Origin of the sequence: Actinopolymorpha singaporensis (assembly GCF_900104745.1) — a bacterium.
GTDB classification, from domain to species: domain Bacteria; phylum Actinomycetota; class Actinomycetes; order Propionibacteriales; family Actinopolymorphaceae; genus Actinopolymorpha; species Actinopolymorpha singaporensis.
The window spans coordinates 4,425,305-4,448,114 of the sequence record NZ_LT629732.1; the positions used below are offsets into that span (position 1 = coordinate 4,425,305).

The following is a 22,810-nucleotide window of genomic DNA, read 5'->3' on the forward strand; positions in this document are numbered from 1 at the left end:
CGCCGGCGCCCGGCTCACCGGCGGACCGCCGTACGGCTCATCCCTCCGCGGCGTGCTGCTCCTGCGCGAGCTTGCTCGCCAGCTGCGCCGGCATCGGCTCGTAGCGGACGAAGTCCCGGCTGAACGAGCCGTTGCCATGCGCCATCGACCGCAGGTCGACGGCGTACCGGGTGATCTCGATCTGCGGCACCTCGGCCTTCACCAGCGTCCGCCCCTGCCCGACGGGCTCGGTGCCGAGCACCCGTCCGCGCCGCCCGGACAGGTCGCCCATCACGGTGCCCACGAAGTCGTCGTCGACCAGCACCGACACCACGTCGACGGGTTCGAGGAGGCAGACCTGGCCCTGCGCGGCGGCCTCGCGCAGGGCGAGCGCCCCCGCGGTCTGGAAGGCCATGTCGGAGGAGTCGACGCTGTGCGCCTTCCCGTCCACCAGCGTCACGCGGATGTCGACGACGGGATAGCCGGCGCTGATCCCGCGTTCCATCTGCGTGCGTACGCCCTTCTCCACGCTCGGGATGAACTGCCGGGGGACCGCGCCGCCGACCACCTTGTCCACGAACTCCAGGCCGGAGCCCTGGGGGAGCGGCTCCACCTCGATCTCGCAGACGGCGTACTGGCCGTGGCCGCCGCTCTGCTTGACGTGCCGCCCTCGCCCGGTCGCCCTGCGGCCGAACGTCTCCCGCAGCGGGACGCGGACGGGAACCTGGTCCACCGACACGCCGTACCGGTTGGCGAGCCGGTCGAGAACGACGTCGGCGTGCGCCTCGCCCATGCACCACAGCACCAGCTGGTGGGTCTCGGCGTTGTGCTCGATCCGAAGGGTCGGGTCCTCGGCCCCCAGCCGGGCCAGCCCGAGCGACAGCTTGTCCTCGTCCGCCTTGGCGTGCGCGGTGACCGCGATCGGGAGCAGCGGCTCGGGCATCGACCAGGGCCGCATCAGCAGCGGGCGTTCCCTGGCCGAGAGGGTGTCGCCGGTCTCCGCGCGGGACAGCTTGCCGATGGCACAGATGTCCCCGGCCACGCAGTGGTTCAGGGAGCGCTGCAGCTTGCCGAGCGGCGACGACAGCGAACCGACGCGTTCGTCCTCGTCGTGGTCCTCGTGGCCGCGTTCCTCGCCGAAGAACGCCGACGAGTGCCCGGAGACGTGCAGCACGGTGTCCGGCCGCACGGTGCCGGAGAAGACCCGCACCAGGCTGATCCGGCCGACGTACGGGTCGGAGGAGGTCTTCACCACCTCGGCGAGGAGGGGACCGTCGGGGTCGCAGGGCAGCCGCCCCTCGGACTTGCCCACCGGGGTGTAGACCTCGGGCTGGGGGTGCTCGAGCGGGGAGGGGAACGCGCTGGTCATCACCTCAAGCAGTTCGGCCATGCCCACGCCGGTGGTCGAGCACGCCGGGAGGGCCGGGAAGAACGACGCCTGCGCGACCGCCTTCTCCAGGTCGTCCACCAGGACCTTCGCGTCGATCTGTTCGCCGCCGAGGTAGCGGTCCATCAACGTCTCGTCCTCGGACTCCTCGATGACGCCCTCGATCAGCGTGCCCCGCGCGTCCGCCGCGGCGTCGGCGTACTCCGGCGGTGCCGCGCCCTCGGTGCGGGTGCCCGAGGAGTAGTCGAACAGCTTCTCCGACAACAACCCCACCAGCCCGGTCACCTGGCCCTGGCCGTCGACCGGGAGGTACAGCGGCAACACCTTCTCCCCGAACGCCGCCCGCGCCTGCGCCAGCACGCCCGCGTAGTCGGCACGGTGGTGGTCGAGCTTGGTGATCACCACCGCCCGCGGCATGCGCACCGACGCGCACTCCTGCCACAGGGCCTGGGTGGGACCGTCGACACCCTCGCTCGCGGCGATCACGAACAACGCGCAGTCGGCGGCGCGCAGCCCGGCCCGCAGCTCGCCCACGAAGTCGGCGTACCCGGGGGTGTCCAGGAGATTGATCTTGATGCCGTCGTGGACGACCGGTGCCAGGGACAGGCCGACCGACCGCTGCTGGCGATGCTCCACCTCGTCGAAGTCGCTGACGGTCGCGCCGTCCTCCACCCGGCCGGGGCGGGGGATCGCTCCCGTGGCCGCCAGCAGGGCCTCGACCAGGGTCGTCTTGCCGGAGCCGGACGGGCCGACCAGCACGATGTTGCGGATCCCATCGGGCCGGTCGGCCGTCGGTGCCTGACCGGCGGCTCCACCGGGGTTGCTCTGTTTGTCCGCCATGGCGACGCCTCCTTGCGCGCGCGTGCTGTGTGTACAGCCGGACGCGCCCGGACGGCTGCCGTCCGTGACGGCGCCCTGACATGTGGTTTTCCACCTTTCACCCGGCCCGGCCAGCGCACAAGCCCCCCGCGCTGAGTAGCATCGGCGCGTCCTGCGAACCCGGACCGGACCCAGACCGAACACCGGGCCCAGACGAAACGCAGACGGACGACCAGGTCACCGAGCGAGCGGGCTACCCCCACATGTTGCGAAGGTTCCACCAGTTCTGGCTACGACTACTGACCCCGGTCGCGCGCTTCTTCCTGCGTGTCGGCATCGGTCCGGACATCGTCACCGTGGTCGGCACCGCCGGGGTGTGCGTCGGCGCGCTCGCCTTCTACCCACGCGGAGTGCTCTTCTGGGGAACGGTGTTCATCACCGTCTTCGTGTTCTCCGACATGATCGACGGGCTGATGGCCCGGATGTCGCAGCGCTCGTCGAAGTGGGGCGCGTTCCTCGACTCCACCCTGGACCGGATCGGTGACGCCGCTGTGTTCGGCGGCCTGACGCTGTGGTTCGCCGGTGGCGGCAACAGCTTCTGGCTCGCCTGCGTGGCGCTTTACGACCTGGTGATGGGCAACGTCACGTCGTACGCCAAGGCCAGGGCGGAGAGCCTGGGCATGACCGCCAACGTCGGCATCGCCGAACGCGCCGACCGGCTGGTCGCGGTCCTGGTGGCCACGGGCCTGGCCGGACTGGGAGTGCCGTTCCTCCTGCCGGCCGTCCTGTGCCTGCTGGCCGTCGCGAGCACGGTGACCGTCGTGCAGCGGATCCTGGCGGTGCGCGCGCAGGCGCTGGCCAACGAGCGGGGCCCGGGCCGCGGTCCGGGCGGTGCCACGACGAGCGGGACCGCCACCGGAGCGGGCACCGAGCGGCCGGGCACCGGGCGACCGGGCGCGGAGAGGGAGGCCCGGTGATCGCAGCCGGCCGACCCGCCGCCGAGGACCCGGGTCGAGACCGTCCGCACACCGACCACCCTCACAGCCGTACGGACGACAGCCATAACGCCGACAGCCGTACCGCCGACCGTCTGTCGTTCCCGCTCCGCCTGAAGTACGCCGCGAGCTACCGCGCCTACGCCGCCGGCTGGAAGGTCCTGCGGCTGCTGCCCGCGCCCGCCGCGTACGGCCTGCTGCGCCTCGGCGCCGATCTCGTCTGGCGGCGCCGGTTCAAGGGCGTGCGGCGTCTGGAACGCAACCTCGCCCGCGTACGCCCCGAAGCCACTCCCGAGGAGCTCCGTCGGCTGTCCCGGGCCGGGATGCGCTCGTACTTCCGCTACTGGTGTGAGGCGTTCCGGCTGCCCGACCTCGACCCGGACGACATCAAGGGCGCGGTCGTCACCCATGGCGAGGACGCGTTCTGGGCGGCGATGCGGTCCGGCAAGGGCGTGGTGGCCCCGCTGCCGCACATGGGCAACTGGGACTTCGCGGGCGCGTGGGCCGCCGCCAACGGCGCTCCGGTGACCACGGTCGCCGAACGCGTGCGTCCCGAACGCCTCTACGACCGGTTCGTCGCCTACCGTGCCGCGCTCGGTATCCAGGTGCTCGCCGCCACGGGCGGCCCCGACCCGATGCGGGTGCTCGCCGACCGGCTGCGGGAGGGCGGACTCGTCTGCCTGGTCGCCGACCGCGACCTGTCCGCCCGCGGCGTCGAGGTCGACTTCTTCGGCGAGCGCACCCGGATGCCGGCCGGCCCGGCGGCGCTGGCGCTGCGGACCGGCGCCACCCTGCTGCCGGTCACGCTGTGGTACGACGGACCCACCATGCACGTGCGCTTCCATCCGGCAGTGGCCAAGCCGCCCGGCTCCCGGCAGGCGATCCGCGACCTCACCCAGCAGGTCGCCGACGCCTTCGCCGCCGGGATCGCCGAGCACCCACAGGACTGGCACATGCTGCAGCGGATGTGGATCGCCGACCTCGAACCCGCCCGCCGCGCGGACCTCGACCGGGGGCGATGATGCGGATCGGCATCGTCTGCCCCTACTCGCTGGACGCGCCCGGCGGGGTGCAGAACCACGTCCGCGACCTGGCCGAGGTCCTGCTCGCCGAGGGGCACGCCGTGTCCGTGCTCGCCCCGGCCGACGACGACACACCAGTGCCGCCGTACGTCGTGCCCGCGGGCCGGGCGGTCCCGGTGCCGTACAACGGCTCGGTGGCCCGGCTGGCGTTCGGCCCGGTGTCGGCTGCCAGGGTGCGCCGCTGGATCCGCGACGGGCAGTTCGACGTCCTCCACATCCACGAACCGGCCACCCCGTCACTGTCGCTGCTCGCGCTGTGGTCGGCGGTCGGTCCCATCGTGGGCACCTTCCACACCGCCATGCCGCGGTCGCGGATGATGAGCGTCGCCTCGTCGGTCCTGCGCCCGGCCCTGGAGAAGATCTCCGCCCGGATCGCGGTGAGCGAGCCGGCCCGGGCCACCCTCGTCCAGCACCTGGGCGGGGAACCCGTGGTGATTCCGAACGGCCTGTTCGTGGACCGGTTCGCCCGCGCCCGTCCCCGCCCGGAGTGGCAGGGCGCGGGCGGCACGATGTGCTTCCTGGGACGCCTGGACGAGCCGCGCAAGGGCCTCGCCGTCCTGCTGCGGGCGTTCCCGGCGATCTGGCGGGCCCGGCCCGGCGTACGCCTGCTGGTCGCGGGCCCCGGCGACGTCGAGGAGGCCCGCTCCGGGCTGCCCGCCGAGTGCCGGGACGCGGTCACGTTCCTCGGCCGGATCGACGACGAGGGCAGGGCCGACATGTTCGCCAGCTCGCAGGTGTACGTCGCACCGCAGACCGGCGGTGAGTCGTTCGGCATCGTGCTGGTGGAGGCGATGGCGGCCGGCGCGCCGGTGCTCGCCAGCGACCTGGACGCGTTCCGGCTGGTGGTCGACGGCGGGCGGCTCGGCCGGCTGTTCGAGGTCGGCGACAGCGACGACCTGGCCACCGGTGCGCTGGAACTGCTGGGGGACGCGGCCTTCCGGGACCGGCTGCGCGATGCCGCCCGGGTCGCGGTCCGCCGCTACGACTGGAGCAGCGTCGCCAAGGAGATCGTCTCGGTCTACGAGATGGTGGCCGCGGGTTACCCGGGTGTCGGCGAGGCCGACGACCGGAGCCGCGGTGTCCGGCCGGGCGGGAGGCCCCGGTGAACTGGAACTGGCTGCTGCTCGTCCTGGCCGTCCTCGCGGTGGCCGGGGTCTACCTCTCCTGGACGGCGGGCCGGATCGACCGGCTGCACGCCCGGCTCGACGCCGCCCGGGCGGTCCTGGAGGCCCAGCTGTTCCGCCGGGCGGCGATCGCGCTGGAGGTCGCCACGTCGGGCATGCTCGACCCGGCCACCTCGCTGCTGGTGATCGACGCCGCCCAGCGCTCCAGCGCCGCCGACGACGAGGAGGAACGCGAGGTCGCGGGCTCCGATCTGTCCAAGGCGCTGGCGGTCGTGTTCCCCGACGTGGAGACCAGCCAGGAGATCGCCACCGAACCCGGCGCCGCCGAACTCCTGGCCGAACTCGGCGCGGCCTGCCGGCGGGTGGAGATGGCCCGGAGGTTCCACAACGACACCGTGGCCACCACCCGTGCCCTGCGCGGCCGCCGGCTGGTCCGGTGGTTCCGGCTGGCCGGCCACGCGCGGATGCCCACCACCGTGGAGATGGACGTCACCCCGCCGGCCGGTCTCGCGCCCTGATCACCCGCCACGCGGCGGAACGTCACGCGCGGTCGCCTACCATGGATGTGCCGTTCCGTGCCCATATTCGCGAGGTAGACAGTGACCGAAGCACAGTCCGCACCCACCGACGCCACCAGCCGGCCCACGACCGCTCCCGTCACCGGGACCGCCAAGGTCAAGCGCGGCATGGCGGAGATGCTCAAGGGCGGGGTGATCATGGATGTGGTCACGCCCGAGCAGGCGAAGATCGCCGAGGACGCCGGCGCCGTCGCGGTGATGGCGCTCGAGCGGGTCCCCGCCGACATCCGGGTACAGGGCGGCGTCGCCCGGATGAGCGACCCCGACATGATCGACGGGATCATCAGCGCGGTCTCCATCCCGGTGATGGCCAAGGCCCGCATCGGCCACTTCGTCGAGGCGCAGGTCCTGCAGGCGATCGGCGTCGACTACGTGGACGAGTCCGAGGTCCTCACCCCGGCCGACGAGGCGCACCACATCGACAAGTGGGCGTTCACCGTCCCGTTCGTGTGCGGCGCCACCAACCTCGGCGAGGCGCTGCGCCGCCTGTCCGAGGGCGCGGCGATGATCCGTTCCAAGGGCGAGGCCGGCACCGGCAACGTCGTCGAGGCGACCCGCCACATGCGGTCCATCCGCGCCGAGATCCGCCGGCTGGCCACGCTCGACGACGAGGAGCTGTTCGTCGCCGCGAAGGAGCTGCGCGCGCCGTACGACCTGGTGCAGGAGGTGGCCCGCGCCGGCAAGCTGCCGGTCGTGCTGTTCACCGCCGGCGGCATCGCCACCCCGGCCGACGCGGCGATGATGATGCAGCTCGGCGCCGAGGGCGTCTTCGTCGGCTCGGGCATCTTCAAGTCCGGTGACCCGGCCAAGCGGGCCGAGGCGATCGTGAAGGCGACCACCTTCCACGACGACCCCGACGTGGTGGCGAAGGTGTCCCGTGGCCTGGGCGAGGCGATGGTCGGCCTGAACGTCACCGACCTGCCGGAGAGCCAGCGGCTGGCCACCCGCGGTTGGTGACCATGCACGTGTGAGGGGCGCCGTCGGTGTCGGCGATGTCGTCGGCGCCGGCGCCCTTCTGCTCGTCCGCACGAGTTGGTACGACTCGGCACGACTCGGGGGAAGTTGGGCCGCCCTCGTAGACTGGGACTTTGCCCTGAGTGTGCCCCCGAGTGCGCAAGGAACCCAGTGAGCGAACCCACCATCGGCATTCTCGCCCTGCAGGGCGACGTCCGCGAACACCACCGGATGCTGACGGAGTCCGGCGCGAAGCCGGTGAACGTCCGCCGGCCCGAGGAGCTCCTCGGCGTCGACGCCCTCGTCGTCCCGGGCGGGGAGTCGACCACGATGTTCAAGCTGGCGGCGGCGTTCGACCTGCTCGAGCCGCTGCGCAAGCGGGTGGCCGCGGGCATGCCGGCGTTCGGCACCTGCGCGGGGATGATCATGCTGGCCGACCGGATCCAGGACGGAATCGAGGGCCAGCAGACGGTCGGCGGGATCGACGTGACCGTACGCCGGAACGCGTTCGGCCGGCAGGTGGACTCCTTCGAGGCCGACGTACCGCTGGACGCCATCGACCCCAGCCCCCAGCCGCAGCCGTACCACGCGGTGTTCATAAGGGCACCGTGGGTGGAGTCGGTGGGCTCCGGTGCCGAGGTGCTCGCCCGCGTAGCCTCCGGTCCGGCCGCCGGTAGGATCGTTGCGGTCCGCCAGGGTCGCCTGCTCGCCACGGCCTTCCACCCAGAGCTTGCCGGCGACGCGCGCATCCACCGTTTCTTCGTCGAACTCGTGAAGGAGGCGTAGCCCGCCATGTCCGGCCACTCCAAGTGGGCGACCACGAAGCACAAGAAGGCCGTCGTCGACGCCAAGCGCGGCAAGCTCTTCGCGAAGCTGATCAAGAACATCGAGGTCGCCGCGCGCGTCGGCGGGGGAGACCCGGCCGGCAACCCGACGCTGTTCGACGCCATCCAGAAGGCGAAGAAGTCGTCGGTTCCCAACGACAACATCGATCGCGCGGTCAAGCGCGGCGCGGGCCTGGAAGCCGGCGGCGCCGACTACCAGACGATCATGTACGAAGGCTACGGACCGGCCGGGGTCGCGATCCTGATCGAGTGCCTCACCGACAACCGCAACCGCGCCGCCGGTGACGTACGCACCGCCACCACCCGCAACGGCGGGACGATGGCCGACGCGGGCAGCGTGTCCTACATGTTCAGCCGGCGTGGCGTCGTGGTCGTCCCCCGGGAGCAGGACGGCCGCGTCCTCGGCGAGGACGACGTGTTGGGCGCCGTGCTCGACGCCGGTGCCGAGGAGGTCAACGACCTCGGCGAGGCGTTCGAGGTGATCTCCGAGCCGACCGACCTGGTGGCTGTGCGCACCGCGCTGCGCGACGCCGGGATCGACTACGACTCCGCCGACGCGAGCTTCGTCCCCAGCGTGACCGTGCCGCTGGACGAGGAGACCGCGCCGAAGGTCTTCCGGCTGGTCGAGGCGCTGGAGGACTGCGACGACGTGCAGAACGTCTACGCCAACTTCGACGTCTCCGACGAGATCATGGAGAAGGTCGGCTAGCGGACCTTCTACCGGGCGCGAGCGCGCCTTCCTGACACTCCGCCGCCGTCTTCGCCCGCGCAGCCGGGCGGGCGGGCGGCGGTTTGTCGTACGACCGGGTGTTTCGACCGGTTTTCCGGGTCGACCTCAGGGTTTCGTCAGGGTCGGCGGGGCACGCTTGCGCCCTACATACGCGACCGGCGGCGGTTACCGTGTTGGCGTGCGACGCGACCTCGCCGACGAAGCCACCACAGTCGAGTCGGCCCGACTCGGCGGCTACGTGCTTCACGAGCGGGTCGGCCAGGGCGGCATGGGCGTGGTCCATCGGGCCACCGACCCCCGTGGCCGGGTGGTGGCGGTCAAGCTCCTGCGCCCGCACATCGCCGGCGACGGCGAGTCCCGTGCCCGGTTCGCGCGCGAGGCGAGGGTGCTCGCCCGGGTGCGTGGGCGGCACGTCGCCCAGGTGCTCGACGCCGACGTGGCGGCGGCCACGCCGTACCTCGTCACCGACTTCGTGGCCGGCCCGGCGCTGTACGAGGTGGTCGACGCCGACGGTCCTCTGGCCGGCGCGGAGCTGGCCGACCTCGCCGGGGACCTGGCCGACGCGCTCTGCTCGATCCACGGCGCCGGCGTGGTGCACCGCGACCTGAAGCCGGGCAACGTCCTGCTGGCCGACGGGATCGCAGTGGTGATCGACTTCGGCATCGCCCAGATCGCCGACGACACCCGGATGACCACGCCCGGCCTCGTGTACGGCACGCCCGGGTACGTCGCGCCGGAGATCCTCACCGGCGCCGACGTCACCGGCGCCGCCGACGTGCACGCCTGGGCGGCCACGGTGGCCTACGCCTCCACCGGCCGGCCGCCGTTCGGGCGCGGGCCGCTGGAGGCGGTCGCCTACCGCGTCCTGCACGAGGATCCCGATCTCACCGGCTGCCCGGAGTGGCTGGAGCCGGTGCTCGTCCGGTGCTTCGCGAAGAACCCCGCCGAGCGCCCCACGTCCGCACAGTTGCTGCGCTGGCTGGAGACGGGGGAGGAGCCACCCGCGCCGGATCCGGGCGGCGGGTACGACGACGAGTACGACCCGGCCGGGGCGTACGAGACCGACGACCCCGATCACCCGGAGACCGTGCGCCTCGGCACCGGCGTACCAGTGGGGACGTTCGCGGACGGGACGTATGCGGACGACGGCCACTCCGGCGGCCCGTACGCCTCGTCCGGCGGCACCGCCGTCTACCCTGCCGTCCCCCGTGAGGACGAGGAGGACGACCGGCAGGACGGGTACGACGAGACCTGTCCCGACCAGTGGTACGGCGAGGGCCGGCCCGAGGATCCCGGTCCGGACGGCGAGGGTGCTGCCGAACCCGCCGCCGCCCGGTCGTCGCACTCGGGCCTGCCGCGGGCGTCGTACCGCGTGGTGACCGCGCTCGGCTTCCTCACCGTCGGGGCGCTGGCGGCGGTTATGCCGTTCGGCGCACTCGCCGTGCTGGTCGGCTGGCTGCTGGTCGCGTGGACGGTGCAGGGCTCGGCCGGATTCGTCGAGCGCCGTCGCCACCAGCGGGGCCGCCGGCGGACGGATCCGTTCGCCGCCGCGGCCGTCCTGCCGTGGCATGTCGTCAGGGCGGCGGCGGTCACGGTCCTCACGGTCGCGGCGGCGCTCGTCGGCGCCGGCTTCCTGGCGGCGGTGCTGGTCCTGTTCTTCTACGTCGGTGCGATCAGCCCGCGCTGGGACCTGGCCTGCGGTGTCACCGGACTGGTCGTGTCCGCGCTGACCTGGTGGGGCATCCGCGGCGAAGGGCTGCAGGAGGGTTCCCGGCGGATCCTGCGCCGGGTCGTCGGCCGCCGCAGGGGAGTGCTGGTCGCCACGGGCGTGGTGCTCGCCGCGCTGACGTTGTTCCTGGTCGCGGTGGCGAGCGGTGAGCCCGTGTCCTGGTGGCCGCTGGAGCACAACCCGTTCCCGCGACTGGACTGGCCCGGCTGACCTCCGGAGCGCACGGTCTCGGCTCGCTCCGGCGCGTCGCCCGCTCCCGCTGATCAACCACCGCTAGGCTCCGAACAGGTGTTCGGTGAACGACGCGGGAGGTACGACGGCCGGTGCGGGTGCTCGGAGTCGACCCCGGCCTGACGCGCTGCGGGCTCGGGCTGGTGCAGGGCGGGCATCCCCGCCAGCTGGCGCTGGTCGCCGTCGACGTCGTGCGCACCCGGCCCGACGAGGAGCTGGGCGCCCGCCTGCTGGCCGTCGACCGGGCGGTCGGTGACTGGCTGGACGAGCACCGGCCCGACGCGGTGGCGCTGGAGCGCGTGTTCAGCCAGCACAACGTCCGCACCGTGATGGGAACCGCCCAGGTGAGCGGCGTCGTTCTGGCCGCGGCGGCCCGGCGCGGCATCCCGGTCGGCCTGCACACGCCCAGCGAGGTCAAGGCGGCGGTCACCGGCAGCGGCCGGGCCGGCAAGGAGCAGGTGACCAACATGGTGACCAGGATCCTCGCCCTGGCCAGCAAGCCTCGCCCGGCAGACGCCGCGGACGCGCTGGCACTGGCCATCTGCCACCTGTGGCGCGGACCGGCGGCGGCCCGGATCGAGGCCGCGAAGGCCCAGGCGTCGAAGCTGCAGGCCGGGCGGACCGCGACTCGCGCCCGGCCGGCCAACGCCGCGTCCGGAGCGACCTCCGGTGCGACGGCCAAAACCTGGACCAACGCGACGACCAGCGCGACGACCGGTGCGGCCAGGTGGCAGACTCCACGCCGCGCCACCGACCCACCGAGGAGCAGCACGTGATCGCATTCGTCCGTGGAACCATCGCCTCCGTCGGGCTCGACACCGCGGTCGTCGAGGTCGGCGGTGTCGGCATGGAGGTCCGGGCCACCCCGGCCACGCTGGCCGAGCTGCGCGTCGGCGCGACCGCGAAGTTGCCGACCAGCCTGGTCGTCCGGGAGGACTCCCTGACGCTCTACGGCTTCGCCGACGACGACGAGCGTGCGGTCTTCGAGCTGCTGCAGACCGCCAGCGGCGTCGGGCCGCGACTGGCGCAGGCGATGCTGGCCGTGCACCGACCGGACGAGCTCCGCCGCGCGGTCGCCGCCGAGGACCTCGCCGCGCTCACCAAGGTTCCGGGCATCGGCCGCAAGGGCGCCCAGAGGATCGTGCTGGAGCTGAAGGACCGCCTCGGCGCACCGGTCGGCGGCTCGGCCCCCGCCGGTGCCGCGCTCCCGGTCGCGGGAGTGGCGCCGGGTGCCGCCTGGCGTGACCAGGTGCGCGGCGCACTGCTCGGCCTCGGCTGGTCCGCCCGGGAGGCCGAGTCCGCGCTGGACGCGGTCGCACCGATGGCGGAGGAGATGGCCGGCGGAGCCGGGGCGAACGCTCCCGGGTCCACCAACGGAGCCGGCGGCAAAGTCAACGACAAGGGCGCGAACGGAGCCGCCGGCGCCGGCGCGCCCGACGTGGCCGCGCTGTTGCGGGCCGCTCTCCGAACGCTCTCCAGGGCCTGAGGAAGACTCTCGAGCCGAGACCCGGCCGGGCAGCACACCCACCACACCGGCCAGTGCGCACACCGCGATCCGACCATCCGAGGAGTCCGCATGACGTCCCACGTCGACGACGGCGGCGACCACTCCGTCGGCCGTTCCCTGATCGCCGCGGAGGCCGCCGCCGACGAGAGCACTGTCGAGGCGGCGCTGCGCCCGCGCACCCTGGCGGAGCTGATCGGCCAGGGCCGCGTCCGCGACCAGCTCGGGCTGGTGCTCGAGGCGGCCCGCAGTCGCGGTCGCCCGCCGGACCACGTGCTGCTCGCCGGTCCGCCAGGGCTGGGCAAGACCACCCTGGCGATGATCATCGCCGCCGAGCTGTCCGCGCCGCTGCGGGTGACCAGCGGCCCCGCCATCCAGCACGCCGGTGACCTCGCCGCCATCCTGTCCTCCCTGGCCGAGGGGGAGGTGCTCTTCCTGGACGAGATCCACCGGATGAGCCGCCCTGCCGAGGAGATGCTCTACATGGCGATGGAGGACTTCCGGGTCGACGTCGTGGTCGGCAAGGGCCCGGGGGCGACCGCCATTCCCCTGGAGATCCCGCCGTTCACGTTGGTGGGTGCGACCACCCGCGCCGGACTGCTGCCGGGGCCGTTGCGGGACCGGTTCGGCTTCACCGGCCACCTGGAGTACTACGAGGTGGACGAGCTGGACGAGATCGTCCGCCGGTCCGCCCAGTTGCTCGACGTACCCATCACCGACCACGCCGCCCGGGAGGTGGCCAGCCGCTCTCGCGGCACGCCGCGGATCGCCAACCGGCTGTTGCGCCGGGTCCGCGACTACGCCCAGGTCCGCGCCGACGGAGTCGTACGCACGAAGACGGCGCAGGCGGCGCTCGACCTGTACGAGGTGGACGAGGAGGGCCTGGACCGGCTCGACCGGGCCGTGCTCGACGCGCTGTGCCGCCGGTTCGGTGGCGGCCCGGTGGGGGTGTCCACCCTCGCCGTCGCGGTCGGCGAGGAACGCGAGACAGTGGAGGAGGTGGCCGAGCCGTTCCTGGTCCGGCGGGGGTACCTCGCCCGCACTCCGCGGGGCCGGGTGGCGACGCCGGCGGCCTGGCGGCAGCTCGGGTTGGCGCCACCGGCCGACGCGGCGTTCGGTCAGTCGCCCAGCCTCTTCGACGATCCGTGAGCGGCGCGGAGCCCGCCCCGTCGCCATGGCCTTCGCCGAGATCGTCACGGTGATCGTCGCAGTGATCGTCGCAGTGATCGTCACGGAGACCAACGGAAAGGCTCGCCCGTCACGGACAGGTCGCACGCCGCCGCGCCGGACAGCGCCGCTAGACTCCGCCGGTGGCCGTGCGTGACATGGCCGTGGCCAGACGACCAAACCGACGATCCCGACGTCGGGGAAGGAAATGACCTCCATGCTTCTCAGCCAGGCGGCCACCGGCGGCGGCTCCAGCTACTGGACGCTGCTTCTCCCGATCCTTCTGTTGGTGTTGTTCTGGGTCGTGGCGATTCGTCCGCAGCGACGCCGCCAGCGCGAAACCACGGACATGCAGAGCAAGCTCCGGCCCGGTCAGCAGGTCATGACCGGGGCGGGCCTGCTGGCCACCGTGCACGCCGTGGAGGACGACGCGGTGGTGCTCGAGATCGCGCCGGGGGTGTACGCCCGGCACGTACGCCAGGCCATCGTCCGCATCATCGAACAGCCGGAGCAGCCCTCGCAGCCGCAGGTCGGCGAAGGCACCACGCCGCCGCCGAGCGACCGCCCCGAGGACCCCACGGCATGAGACCCGCTTCACGGGGAGAGTGAGTAGACGACGTGGCGACGAAGAGACCGCATCCCTGGCGTTCTCTCGCGGTGCTCCTGGTGGCGCTGCTGGTCGGTGTCGGGCTGATGGCCACGCTCGGTGCGTGGACACCGCGGCTCGGCCTCGACCTACGCGGTGGCACGTCCATCACGCTCACCGCGCGGCCGTCGGCGGGCCAGGGTCCGGTCACCCCGGAGAAGCTCGCCGAGGCGGTCCAGATCATCCGCAACCGCGTGGGCGCGATCGCCGAGGCGGAGGTGACGACCCAGGGCAACGACCACATCGTGGTCGAGGTGCCGGGCGTCGGTCAGGATCAGATCGTCCGGCTGGTCGGCAGCACCGCGGAGCTGCGTTTCCGGCAGGTGCTGGCCGCGGCACCGGTCTCCGCGGCGGCGCCGAAGCCGAAGGCCACGCCGTCCAGGTCGCCGGCCACGCCGAAGCCGAAGCCGTCGGTCTCCCCCTCCGCCAAGCCCTCGAAGAGCGCCAAGCCGCGCTCTCCCGGCCGGGCGGTGCCGCAGGCGTTCCGGCGGGACGCGGCGAAGCCCACTCCCACGCCGACCCCCAAGACGGCCACCCCGAGCCCCAAGGCGACCACCCCTACGGTCGACAACGGCAAGGTGCAGGTCTCCACGACCGGGGCCTCGCCCCAGCAGATGGCCGAGCTGCAGAAGTTCAAGTGCGCCGACTACACACCCGGCAAGGACAACCCCAAGCAGGCGCTGTTCACCTGTGACCGCGAGGGCACGACGAAGTTCGTCCTCGGCCCGGCGATCATTCTCGGCTCGGAGATCGCCGACGCCAGCGCCCAGCTGCCCCAGAACCAGCTCGCGTGGCAGGTGGGCCTGCGCCTCAAGGGCGCGGGCAAGAGCAAGTTCGCGCAGGCGAGCACGCAGATGTACCAACTGCAGCAGCCGCTGAGCCAGTTCGCGATCGTGCTGGACGGCAAGGTGGTGTCGTACCCCGTGATCCAGGGGCCGATCACCGACGGGCAGGCGAGCATCACCGGCAACTTCTCCCAGCAGGAGGCGACCGACCTCGCCAACACGCTGAAGTACGGCGCCCTGCCGCTGAGCTTCGAGACCAGCCAGGTCTCCGCGGTGTCTCCCACGCTGGGAAGCGACCAGCTCACCGGTGGCCTGATCGCCGGGGCGATCGGTCTCGCGCTGGTGGTGCTCTACTCGTTCTTCTACTACCGGGGACTCGGCCTGGTGGTCGTGCTGTCCCTGGCGGCAGCCGGTGCTCTCGTCTACGCCTCGGTGGTACTGCTCGGCACCGCGCAGGGCTTCACCCTGACCCTGGCCGGGATTGCCGGCCTGATCGTCGCCATCGGCATCACCGCGGACTCCTTCGTCGTCTACTTCGAACGCCTGCGCGACGAGGTACGCGAAGGCCGAAGTCTGCGCACCGCGGTGGAGACCGGCTGGGTGCGTGCCCGGCGCACGATCCTCGCCGCCGACTCGGTGTCGCTGCTGGCGGCGGTGGTGCTGTACGCGCTGTCGGTAGGCAACGTCCGCGGCTTCGCGTACGCGCTGGGGCTGACCACGCTGATCGACATCATCATCGTGTTCGTCTTCACCAAGCCGCTGGTCACGCTGCTCGCCCGCACGCACTTCTTCGGCGAGGGACACCGCTTCTCCGGACTCGATCCGTCCCGGCTCGGTGTGCCGCGCGAACGCCTGGCACCGCGCACCGCAACCCGCGCCTCGGCGCCGAAGGGGGCCTGACATGTCGCGCCTGGGTGCCGTCGGGCACAAGCTCTACACCGGCGAACTCTCGCTGAACTTCGTCGGCCGGCGGAAGCTGTGGTACCTCATCTCCGCGGTCGTCCTGCTGATCGCGATCGGCGCCGTGGTGTTGCGCGGACTGAACTTCTCCATCGAGTTCCGCGGCGGCGTGGACTTCCAGGCGCCGGTGACGTCGGGTTCGGCGCAGGCCGCCATTCCGGGCGTACGTACCGCCGTCGCCGACACCGGTGTCCTCCACAGCGCGGAGCCGGTCGTCACCTCGATCGGCAGCAACCAGGTGCGGGTCGAGACCCCGCCCCTGAGCACCGACGAGATCGCCAAGGCCCGCACCGCGATCGCCCAGCACCTCAAGGTCTCCGAGGGCCAGATCGACTACTCCAGCATCGGGCCGACCTGGGGTGCCCAGATCACCGACAAGGCACTCCTGAGCCTCGGGGTCTTCCTCGTCCTGGTGATGGGGGTGATCTGGCTCTACTTCCGCGAATGGCGGATGTCGGTGTCGGGTCTGGTCGCCCTGCTGCACGACGTGGCGATCACCGTCGGCATCTACGCCCTGGTCGGCTTCGACGTCACCCCGGCAACGATCATCGGCGTGCTCACCATCCTGGGCTACTCGCTGTACGACACGGTGGTCGTCTTCGACAAGGTGCGGGAGAACACCCGGTCGATCTCCTCGGGCAGCCGGTGGACCTACAGCGAGGCGGCCAACCTCGCCGTCAACCAGACGCTCGTCCGGTCGATCAACACCTCGATCATCGCGCTGCTGCCGGTGGCCGGCATCCTGTTCGTCGGCGCCGGCCTGCTCGGTGCGGGGACCCTGAAGGACCTCTCCCTCGCGCTGTTCATCGGCATCGCGGTCGGTACGTACTCCTCGATCTTCATCGCCACCCCGTTGCTGTGCGACCTGAAGGAACGCGAGCCGGCGATGCGGGCGCTGGCCCGCCGGGTGGAACAGCGCCGGGCCGGTGCCGCGAAGAGCGCGGGTCCCACCCCTGCCGGCCCGACCGCAGCGGTCGGCGCGACCAGCACCGCCCCGAACGCCGCGGGGGAGGAGCCCGCCGGCGGCGAGGCGCCGGGGGCGAACGGCACCCGGCAGTCGGTGCCGGCGACCTCCCGCGCGCAGGGCCGCCCAGTCGGCAGGCCGCAGTCGACCAGCAGGTCGTCCGGGCGTACCCAACCGCAGCGCAAGCCGAGGTCGTCCCGGCGTCCGAAGGGGCACGGCCGATGAGCGAGATCCGCTCGGCGGACCGCCTGGTCGCGGACCTGGTCCGGGACGTACCGGACTACCCCAAGCCCGGCGTCCTCTTCAAGGACATCACGCCGCTGCTGGCCGACCCGGAGGCGTTCGGGCACACCGTCGAGGCACTCGGCGCGCCCTGGCGGGACGCCGCACCGCGCGTGGACAAGGTGGTCGGCATCGAGGCCCGGGGCTTCATCCTCGCCGCGCCGGTGGCGCTGGCCCTGGGCGCGGGGTTCGTTCCGGTCCGCAAGGCCGGCAAGCTGCCCGGCCCGACGTTCGCCCGCTCCTACGCGCTCGAGTACGGCCAGGAGACCCTCGAGGTGCAACGCGACGCCTTCGAGCCGGGTGACCGGGTGCTCATCGTCGACGACGTACTCGCCACCGGTGGCACCGTCGAGGCGGCGAATACCCTCATCCGCGACGCCGGAGCGGAGGTGGCCGGGATCTCGGTGCTCCTCGAGCTCACTTTCCTCGCTCCGCGCACCAGGACCGGCGATCTCACCGTCCACTCGCTGCTGCCGGTCTGAGGAATCGCACCCCGCGCCTGGCGGGCAGCGGGCCGGGGGTGGACACTGGAGGAGCGGGCCCAACCGGACCTGCCGGACAGCCCGGTCACCGGAGACGAACCGGACAGGGTGGTACGACGGTGGACGGGCGGGTCGACATCGGACGGGCTCGGACAGGGTTGACCGCGACCCGACTCGGTGCCCGTAAACTGGTTTCTTGCCGCCCCCGAGGAGACCGCAGTGGCCGACGAGACCGCTCCATCCGCGCCGGCGCGCCGTGAGGTGTCCCCGGCGCCGCACCGCTCGGTGAGCGTGTCCAGGAGTCGCGCCGCGGCCCTGGAGGCAACCGCACCGGACTCCGACACTCGTCCGGCGCAGTCGCCCCAGGGGCCGAACGGCACCGCCGAGACCGTTCCGTCGAGCGGTCGGCGTGCGTCCTCTGGCGGGCAGGCCGCGGTCGGGCCGTTCTCCGCCTCGTCGCGACGGATGCGCCAGCGGCTCGCCCGGCTGGGCCGGACGCCGCAGGGCAACCCCGTGCTGGAGCCGCTGTTCCGGATCGTCCGCAGCACCCACCCCAAGGCCGACCTGGCGCTCATCGAGCGCGCCTACCACACGGCCGAGCGCTATCACCGGGGCCAGACCCGCAAGAGCGGCGACCCGTTCATCACCCACCCCGTCGCCGTGGCCACCATCCTGGCCGAGCTCGGCATGACGCCGCCCACCCTGTGCGCGGCGTTGCTGCACGACACGGTGGAGGACACGCCGTACACCCTCACCGAGCTCCGCAACGACTTCGGCGACGAGATCGCGCTGCTGGTCGACGGCGTGACCAAGCTCGACAAGGTCAAGTACGGCGAGAGCGCCCAGGCCGAGACCATCCGCAAGATGGTCATCGCGATGGCCAAGGACATCCGGGTGCTGGTGATCAAGCTCGCCGACCGGCTGCACAACATGCGGACGCTGCGATACGTCAAGCAGGCCTCCCAGGAACGCACCGCACGGGAGACCCTGGAGATCTACGCCTCGCTGGCCCACCGCCTCGGCATGAACACGCTGAAGTGGGAGATCGAGGACCTCGCCTTCGCCACGCTGCACCCCAAGCTGTACGACGAGATCGTCCGGCTGGTCGCCGAGCGGGCGCCCTCGCGCGACGAGTACCTCGCGAAGGTCATCGACCGGGTGCAGTCCGACCTGCGCGAGGCGAAGATCAAGGCGACGGTCACCGGCCGGCCCAAGCACTACTACTCGATCTACCAGAAGATGATCGTGCGGGGCCGGGAGTTCGGCGACATCTACGACCTGGTCGGCATCCGCGTCCTGACCGACTCCGTACGCGACTGTTACGCCGCCCTCGGCGTCATCCACGCGCGATGGAATCCCGTGCCCGGGCGGTTCAAGGACTACATCGCGATGCCGAAGTTCAACATGTACCAGTCGCTGCACACCTCGGTGATGGGGCCGGAGGGCAAGCCGGTCGAGATGCAGCTGCGGACGTTCGCGATGCACCGGCGGGCCGAGTACGGCGTCGCGGCCCACTGGAAGTACAAGGAGGACCCGACCGCCGGTCCGGAGACCGACAACGGCGGCCCCAACGACATGGCCTGGCTCCGGCAGCTGCTGGACTGGCAGCGCGAGACCGAGGACCCCGGCGAGTTCCTGGAGTCGCTGCGCTTCGAGATCAACTCCACCCAGGTCTACGTCTTCACCCCGCGCGGAGACGTGATCGCGCTGCCCACCGGCTCGACACCGGTCGACTTCGCATACGCCATCCACACCGAGGTCGGACACCGGTGCATCGGCGCCCGGGTCAACGGCCGACTGGTCCCGCTGGAGAGCCAGCTAGAGAACGGCGACCTGGTGGAGGTGTTCACCTCCAAGGCCGAGGGCGCCGCGCCGAGCCGCGACTGGCTGACCTTCGTCCGCAGTCCGCGTGCCCGCAACAAGATCCGGCACTGGTTCACCAAGGAACGCCGCGAGGAGGCCATCGACCAGGGCAAGGAGCAGCTGGCCCGGATGGTCCGCAAGGAGGGCCTGCCGCTGCAGCGGATGCTCACCCACGAGTCGCTGGCCGCGATCGCCCGCGAGCTGAAGTACTCCGACGTGTCGGCGCTGTACGCCGCGGTCGGGGAGGGCACCATCACCGCGCAGTCGGTGGTCCGCCGGCTGGTGGAGTCGGTCGGCGGCTCCGGCGAGGAGGCCGAGGACGTCTCCGAGGCGGTCATCATCTCTCCGGAGACCGGCCGCAAGGAGCGGTTGCCCCGGGGCGACTCCGGTGTGGTCGTGAAGGGCGTGACCGACGTCTGGGTGAAGCTCGCCAAGTGCTGTACGCCGGTGCCGGGCGACGCGATCGTCGGGTTCGTCACCCGCGGCGCCGGTGTGTCGGTGCACCGCGGCGACTGCGTCAACATCGGCCACCTGACCGCCCAGCCCGAACGCATGGTCGAGGTCGAGTGGGCGCCGACCGCGCAGAGCCTGTTCCTCGTCGCGGTCCAGGTGGAGGCGCTGGACCGCGCCCGGCTGCTCAGCGACATCACCCGGATCCTGTCCGACCAGCACGTCAACATCCTGTCGGCGTCGGTGACCACCACCCGCGACCGCGTGGCGAAGAGCAGGTTCACCTTCGAGATGGGCGACCCCAAGCACCTGGGCCACGTGCTCCGCGCGGTGCGCAGCGTGGACGGCGTGTTCGACGCCTACCGCGTCACCAACTGACTGACGAGCACGCCGGCTAGGCGGGGCGGTGCCTGGGACGACGACAACGCGGTCAGGCGGGATGCGGAGCGGGAGCGGGTCGTCCGCGCCCGGCTGACAAGGCGGAGGAGGAAGCGCGTAGCGGTGTTCTACGCGTGACGACGACAACGCGGTCAGGCGGGATGCGGAGGCCCGCTCAGCCGGAGAACTCGTCGAGGGTCTTCTCTACCTCGGCCAGCCACGCCCGCCGGGCGTCCAGAGCCTCCTGCGCGCGACGTTCGCCGGTGACGTCGCCCTTCGCCTGCTGGGCTTCGAGCTCGCGTTCGAGGTCGGCGATCGAGTTGCGCAGCTGGCTGAGTGTGTCGTTGGCGCGGGCGCGCGTCTCGGGGTTGGTCCGGCGCCACTCGTTGCTCTCCGCCGACCGGATGGCTTCCTCGACCTTGCGCAGCCGGCCCTCTACCGTACGAACGGAATCGCGTGGGACCCGCCCGATCTGGTCCCAGCGAGCCAGCAGCGAACGGTAGGCCTCCCGGGCGGCACGGTGGTCGCGTACCGGCAGCAGTGCCTCCGCCTCGACCAGCAGCGCCTCCTTCTGCTCGAGGTTGGCGCGGTACTCCGCGTCCTGCTCGGCGAACGCCGCGTTGCGGGCGTTGAAGAACCGGTCCTGTGCTGCCCGGAACCGCTTCCACAGTTGGTCTTCCACGTCGCGCGCGGCGGGCCCGGCAGCCTTCCAGCGCTGCATGAGGGTGCGGAACTGCGTGGTGCCGCGGCCCCAGTCGGTGGAGTCGGCCAGCGCCTCGGCCTCGGCGGCGAGCGCCTCCTTGACCTGGCGGGCGTCCTCGCGGCGTACGTTCAGCTCCGAGAAGTGCTGCTTGCGCCGGCGGGTGTAGGACGTACGGGCACTGGAGAAGCGCCGCCACAGCTCGTCATCGGTCTGCTTGTCCAGCCGGGGCAGCGCCTTCCACTGCTCAAGCAGCTCGCGGAAGCGCCCGACGCCGTGCCGCCAGTCCGAGCCGCTCGCCAGGGCCGCGGCCTCGTCGGCGATCGCGGACTTGGCCGACCGGGCCTCCTCGAGCTGCCGCTTGCGCTCGGTGCGACGCTCGGCGCGCCGCCCGGCGATCACTTCCTCCAGCTGGTCGAGCCTGGCCGACAGGGCACCGAGGTCACCGATCGCCTGGGCGCCTGCGAGGTTGCGGCGCTCGCGGCGCAGTGCGTTGTGGGCGTCGTCGGGGGCGAGGATGCCGCTCTCCACCCGGGAGGCGAGCAGGTCGACCTCCAGCGCGAGGGCGTCGTACTTGCGACGGAAGAAGGCCAACGCTCCCTCGGGATCGCCGACCTGCCAGGATCCGATGGCGCGCTCGCCCTCGTCGGTGCGGAGGTAGACCGTGCCGTCGTCCGCGACCCTGCCCCAGGGCTCCTCTGCCGTTCCGCTCACTGCACGCTCCCGTCGCAGATCACGTCGTCGTGACCTTGACATCTTTGCCGATGACCGAGGAAACCGCCCGCTCGGTCCCCGCTTCCCCGTGATCGAACGGGGACGAGTCACCGTAGCCAGTGAGGAATCGCTCGGCACCGGGTTTTTCACCACCGACCGGCCCGGCCGGGCCCGGTTGGCCCGGCTCCACGCGTTGCTCGCCGTGGCGCGGACGATCGGTCCCGCTCCCAAGAATGTAGCCCGGCCCCGGCGTGGCGGGAGGTGCCGCGAGTACGCCGATCCCCGCCGAGGTGCCCGGCCTGGCGGAGGCGGAGGCGGAGGAGTTGTCGCCGCGAAGGAGGAAGAAGACGAGGTAGACCACCGCGGCCACGGCGAGCACTCCGAGGACGACCGCGACGACGACGGCGTTTCGCCGGGCTCGGCGCCGGCGGGTGGCACGGCGGACCTGCTGACGCTCCCAGTGCTGCCTGGCGAGGCGGCGTCGGCGCTGCTCTTTGGTGACCACCGAAGGCCCCGTTCTCTCCGCTTAGCTGTCCGATGACCGGTGTGCCAGTCTAGGAGACGCCTTGGCCCCGGTAGGGGAGTGTGTCCCGGTAATCGCCAGGACCGGCCAGGTTCGCCGCGCCGGACACGCCGCCGGTAGTCTTCGAAGGTCCCCCCGCCTCGTCCCGACCGCCCCAGAGCGCCCAGACCGCCACCCGACCGCAGAGGATTCCATGCTCGTCGCCGGCTTTCCGACCGGAGTGTTCGCCGCGAACTGCTACCTCGTGGCGACGGGGCCGGGCGAGGACTGCGTGGTGGTCGATCCGGGCCAGGACGCGGCGAGCGCGGTGGACGAGGTCGTTCGCGAGCACCGGCTCCGGCCGGTGGCGGTTCTGCTCACCCACGGGCACCTGGACCACATGTGGTCGGTGCTGCCGGTGTGCGGGAGCTACGACGCGACCTGCTGGGTCCACCCGGCCGACCGGCCGCTGCTCGCCGACCCGTTGCGCGGCCTGCCGCCGGAGTGGGCCGGCGCGCTGCTCGGCGGCGGGCAGTCCTTCGCCGAGCCCGACGACGTACGCGAGCTCACCGACGGCGCCCGGGTCGACGTCGCCGGGCTGAGCTTCACCGTCGACCACACCCCGGGCCATACCAGCGGGTCGGTCGCGTTCCGTACTCCCGTCGAGGGGGACGTACGCGGGGCAGGTGCCCCCACGTGGACCGGCCAGGCGAGCGCGGCGCCCGAGCTCATGTTCGCGGGCGACCTGCTCTTCGCCGGGTCGATCGGACGCACCGACCTGCCGGGCGGTGACCATCCGACGATGCTGCGCAGCCTTGCCGACAAGGTGCTGCCGCTCGACGACCGGATCGTGGTCCTGCCCGGCCACGGTGACCAGACGACCATCGGCCGGGAACGCCAGACCAATCCCTTCCTGAGAGGGCTCGTGCCCGGCCCGGCACGGAGCGGGTGAAGATCGCA

19 protein-coding genes and 1 pseudogene are annotated in these 22,810 nt (G+C 72.2%); 17 read left to right on the forward strand and 3 right to left on the reverse strand.

The window, feature by feature from the left end:
• Positions 1 to 37: 37 nt before the first annotated feature.
• The gene (locus tag BLU27_RS19880; protein ID WP_092655175.1) at positions 38 to 2,206 is read right to left on the reverse strand and encodes an elongation factor G-like protein EF-G2; all 2,169 of its coding nucleotides are present in this window, start codon (positions 2,204 to 2,206) and stop codon (positions 38 to 40) included.
• 242 nt (positions 2,207 to 2,448) lie between these two features.
• On the opposite strand from BLU27_RS19880, the pseudogene pgsA reads away from it, so the two are divergent.
• From pgsA to BLU27_RS19960, 16 genes and pseudogenes are all read left to right on the forward strand, one after another.
• Positions 2,449 to 3,030: pseudogene (pgsA, locus tag BLU27_RS19885) on the forward strand (phosphatidylinositol phosphate synthase); the annotation flags it as partial.
• 128 nt (positions 3,031 to 3,158) lie between these two features.
• Positions 3,159 to 4,202, forward strand: coding sequence for a phosphatidylinositol mannoside acyltransferase (locus BLU27_RS19890; protein WP_241827528.1), 1,044 nt, complete (start codon positions 3,159 to 3,161; stop codon positions 4,200 to 4,202).
• Positions 4,202 to 5,368, forward strand: coding sequence for a glycosyltransferase family 4 protein (locus tag BLU27_RS19895; RefSeq protein ID WP_092655177.1), 1,167 nt, complete (start codon positions 4,202 to 4,204; stop codon positions 5,366 to 5,368). Before BLU27_RS19890 ends, BLU27_RS19895 begins: the two co-directional genes overlap by 1 nt.
• The gene (locus tag BLU27_RS19900) at positions 5,365 to 5,904 is read left to right on the forward strand and encodes a LemA family protein (RefSeq protein ID WP_172804999.1); all 540 of its coding nucleotides are present in this window, start codon (positions 5,365 to 5,367) and stop codon (positions 5,902 to 5,904) included. The genes BLU27_RS19895 and BLU27_RS19900 overlap by 4 nt, the downstream gene beginning before the upstream one ends.
• 81 nt (positions 5,905 to 5,985) lie before the next feature.
• Positions 5,986 to 6,921 (forward strand): pyridoxal 5'-phosphate synthase lyase subunit PdxS, encoded by a 936-nt coding sequence (gene pdxS, locus BLU27_RS19905; RefSeq protein WP_092655178.1) that lies wholly within the window; start codon positions 5,986 to 5,988, stop codon positions 6,919 to 6,921.
• Between the two features lie 168 nt (positions 6,922 to 7,089).
• A complete protein-coding gene (gene pdxT / locus BLU27_RS19910; protein WP_092655179.1) occupies positions 7,090 to 7,704 on the forward strand; it encodes a pyridoxal 5'-phosphate synthase glutaminase subunit PdxT in 615 nt (204 codons plus the stop codon).
• A 6-nt stretch (positions 7,705 to 7,710) separates the two neighbouring features.
• Entirely contained in the window at positions 7,711 to 8,472 is a 762-nt protein-coding gene (locus tag BLU27_RS19915; protein ID WP_092655180.1) for a YebC/PmpR family DNA-binding transcriptional regulator, read from the forward strand.
• A 199-nt stretch (positions 8,473 to 8,671) separates the two neighbouring features.
• Complete coding sequence (locus BLU27_RS19920) at positions 8,672 to 10,432, forward strand: serine/threonine-protein kinase (protein WP_092655181.1); 1,761 nt, start codon at positions 8,672 to 8,674, stop codon at positions 10,430 to 10,432.
• A gap of 113 nt (positions 10,433 to 10,545) precedes the next feature.
• The gene (gene ruvC / locus BLU27_RS19925) at positions 10,546 to 11,229 is read left to right on the forward strand and encodes a crossover junction endodeoxyribonuclease RuvC (protein ID WP_092655182.1); all 684 of its coding nucleotides are present in this window, start codon (positions 10,546 to 10,548) and stop codon (positions 11,227 to 11,229) included.
• A complete protein-coding gene (gene ruvA / locus BLU27_RS19930; protein WP_092655183.1) occupies positions 11,226 to 11,939 on the forward strand; it encodes a Holliday junction branch migration protein RuvA in 714 nt (237 codons plus the stop codon). The genes ruvC and ruvA overlap by 4 nt, the downstream gene beginning before the upstream one ends.
• Before the next feature lie 90 nt (positions 11,940 to 12,029).
• Entirely contained in the window at positions 12,030 to 13,106 is a 1,077-nt protein-coding gene (gene ruvB, locus BLU27_RS19935; protein WP_092655184.1) for a Holliday junction branch migration DNA helicase RuvB, read from the forward strand.
• Positions 13,107 to 13,341: 235 nt separating this feature from the next.
• Positions 13,342 to 13,710, forward strand: coding sequence for a preprotein translocase subunit YajC (gene yajC / locus BLU27_RS19940; RefSeq protein ID WP_157728712.1), 369 nt, complete (start codon positions 13,342 to 13,344; stop codon positions 13,708 to 13,710).
• 32 nt (positions 13,711 to 13,742) lie between these two features.
• Positions 13,743 to 15,455 carry a protein translocase subunit SecD gene (gene secD / locus BLU27_RS19945; RefSeq protein ID WP_241827529.1) on the forward strand — a complete coding sequence of 571 codons (1,713 nt, stop codon included), beginning with the start codon at positions 13,743 to 13,745 and terminating at the stop codon, positions 15,453 to 15,455.
• 1 nt (position 15,456) lies between these two features.
• A complete protein-coding gene (gene secF / locus BLU27_RS19950; RefSeq protein ID WP_092655186.1) occupies positions 15,457 to 16,704 on the forward strand; it encodes a protein translocase subunit SecF in 1,248 nt (415 codons plus the stop codon).
• Positions 16,701 to 17,243, forward strand: coding sequence for an adenine phosphoribosyltransferase (locus BLU27_RS19955; protein ID WP_172805000.1), 543 nt, complete (start codon positions 16,701 to 16,703; stop codon positions 17,241 to 17,243). The genes secF and BLU27_RS19955 overlap by 4 nt, the downstream gene beginning before the upstream one ends.
• Before the next feature lie 465 nt (positions 17,244 to 17,708).
• Complete coding sequence (locus BLU27_RS19960) at positions 17,709 to 19,934, forward strand: RelA/SpoT family protein (RefSeq protein WP_241828035.1); 2,226 nt, start codon at positions 17,709 to 17,711, stop codon at positions 19,932 to 19,934.
• 175 nt (positions 19,935 to 20,109) lie between these two features.
• On the opposite strand, the gene BLU27_RS19965 is transcribed toward BLU27_RS19960, so the two are convergent.
• A complete protein-coding gene (locus tag BLU27_RS19965; protein ID WP_241827530.1) occupies positions 20,110 to 21,348 on the reverse strand; it encodes a DUF349 domain-containing protein in 1,239 nt (412 codons plus the stop codon).
• A 19-nt stretch (positions 21,349 to 21,367) separates the two neighbouring features.
• Entirely contained in the window at positions 21,368 to 21,853 is a 486-nt protein-coding gene (locus tag BLU27_RS19970) for a hypothetical protein (RefSeq protein ID WP_092655189.1), read from the reverse strand.
• 211 nt (positions 21,854 to 22,064) lie between these two features.
• Between BLU27_RS19970 and BLU27_RS19975 the strand changes: the two genes are divergently transcribed.
• Positions 22,065 to 22,802, forward strand: coding sequence for an MBL fold metallo-hydrolase (locus BLU27_RS19975; protein ID WP_092655190.1), 738 nt, complete (start codon positions 22,065 to 22,067; stop codon positions 22,800 to 22,802).
• Positions 22,803 to 22,810: the final 8 nt, after the last annotated feature.